The sequence below is a fragment of the Bacillus sanguinis genome, from assembly GCF_018332475.1.
In the GTDB taxonomy this organism is placed as follows: Bacteria; Bacillota; Bacilli; order Bacillales; family Bacillaceae_G; genus Bacillus_A; species Bacillus_A sanguinis.
The window spans coordinates 1-2,375 of sequence record NZ_BOQB01000363.1 but is presented as its reverse complement, the minus strand read 5'-3'; the positions used below and the strand labels follow the sequence as shown (position 1 = coordinate 2,375).

The following is a 2,375-nucleotide window of genomic DNA, read 5'->3' as shown; positions in this document are numbered from 1 at the left end:
CGAGAATTATGGTGCGACAAGAAGTCGCATTCCCACAGGGTAGCTTCTGCTACTAGATTAGATGCAAAGTCTATCTCCATCCGAAACTGCGGACTTGGTAACGGGCTCGTGGGTTGCATGAGGAAATGTGGAAACAGAGAGTCTGTACATGACTCGGAATACCGCTAGGAGAAGACAGGTACGGTGAACGAGAGTGAAGGCTCGTAAGCTTCGTAATCGTTAGCTTGGGATAATGTACAGCTCTACCCAGGTCTTGATAAGAGGAAAGGCATTCTCATAATACTGCCGCGTTGCATCCCGCAACTTATCCGGAGTAAAGAGTCCACCTAACCCTGTCGTATCTGTGGAATGTGAAACTTGGTAAGCCCTATGTCATCTGCGCAAGCAGTAGGATGACTGTAAAGTCAAACGATGTGGCAGAGGGTAAAGGATATAAGAGAAAGCAAAAGCCGCTAGCCGAAAGGAAACAGGAAAGCATAGAAATATGTATAACTGAGCGGATATTGTCGTCCTTACGGACAAACCCATGACAAGCCTGAAAGGGAGCCCACTTCTTATAGGTCTTCAACATGGAAATACATTTGTAAGTTATCTTCTGACGAATAGGAGCGTGCAGTTATGAACACCTCAGAACGAGCGTCGGCGCACGTCTCGTATACAAACTGGAAAGCAGTTCAGATGTATGTGACGAAGTTACGACAAAGAATTTACCGTGCCGAACAGTTACAGCAACAAAGAAAGGTAAGAAAACTTCAACGCTTACTCATGAGAAGCGAAGCAAACTTACTGTTATCAATTAGACGAGTAACACAGCAGAATAAAGGAAAGCGAACAGCAGGTGTTGATGAACATACAGCCTTGAGTCGCAGAGAAAGAAATCTTCTCTATGAGCAACTCAAAAAGTTAAATACGCTACAACACCGACCAAAACCAGCAAAACGTATATACATTGTGAAGAAAAACGGAAAATTGCGACCGTTGGGCATCCCAACTATAAAGGATAGGGTATATCAAAATATAGTGCGAAATGCCCTTGAACCACAGTGGGAAGCCAGATTTGAAGCTATTTCTTACGGGTTTCGTCCTAAGCGAAGTACCCATGATGCCATACGAAGCATTTTCAATAGAATCAACGGGGGCACAAAGAAGAAATGGATATTTGAAGGAGATTTTCAGGGCTGTTTTGATCATCTCAACCATGAGTGGATACTCAAACAAACTTCTTACTTCCCAGGAAGAAAACTATTGAAGCGATGGCTCAAGATGGGATACATGGAGCAAAGCTTTTTCGCGGAAACGCAAGAAGGTACTCCGCAAGGAGGAATTATCTCGCCACTTCTCGCTAACATTGCCCTTCATGGAATGGAAGAAACCTTGGGAATTACTTACAAGAAAAACTATAAAGCTAATGATAGTTATATTATGAATCCTGCTTGCAAATTTACCCTTATCCGTTACGCAGATGATTTTGTGGTCTTAACGGAGACAAAAGAACAAGCACTCTCTGTATATATGAGACTTCGTCCCTACTTAAAGGACAGGGGATTGGAATTAAGCCCTGAAAAGACGAAGGTTACACATATTGAGGAAGGATTTGAGTTCCTAGGATTCTTGATTCGGCAGTACCAAACTGAACAGGGGAATAAACTGTTCATCAAACCAAGTAAGGGCAGTAGACAGAAAGCGAAGAAGAAAATTGGAGATACTTTACGTGTCATGAGGGGTCAACCCATCGGAGAAATCATCCGAGTGCTTAATCCTATTATCAGAGGATACGGGCAATACTGGAAACATGTCGTTTCTAAGAAAATCTTTGGTACAATGGATAGCTATATCTATTGGAGAATCGGCAAACATCTTCGACAGCTCCATCCAAAGAAGTCGTGGAAATGGATATATGCAAGATATTACAGGCATCCACATCATGGTGGAAATGCTTGGACACCAACCTGCCCGAAAACAAATATCCAACTCTTACATATGTCATGGATTAAGATTGAGAGACACAACATGGTGAAATTCAAAAATAGTCCTGATGACCCAACATTGAAAGAATACTGGGAAAAAAGAGACCGTAAGGTATTTGATACGGAAAACACGATGGATAGAATGAAGCTGGCTAGAAAACAAGGTTACCGCTGCGCTATCTGCAAAACTCCACTACAAAACGGGGAAAAGGTAGTCGTAAAAGACATGCCTGTTCCGCAACACCTCATATTGTCTAATTTAAACTTAAAATTAGTTCACTTACCTTGCCTATACTAAAGGGACTGAAATCGGATAAAAAGAAGGCTTGAGCCGTATGATGGGAAACTGTCACGTACGGTTCTGAGGGGAGTTGGGGGCAGCGATGCCCCCCGCTTACCCGACTAAAT

Annotated in this window: 1 protein-coding gene; it reads left to right on the top strand. The window is 42.7% G+C overall.

What is annotated here, in order from left to right; all coding sequences use genetic code 11:
* Positions 1-618 precede the first annotated feature (618 nt).
* On the top strand, positions 619-2,265 hold the full coding sequence (gene ltrA, locus KI369_RS25995) for a group II intron reverse transcriptase/maturase (protein WP_001097732.1): 1,647 nt from the start codon (positions 619-621) through the stop codon (positions 2,263-2,265).
* The last annotated feature ends 110 nt before the right edge of the window (positions 2,266-2,375 follow it).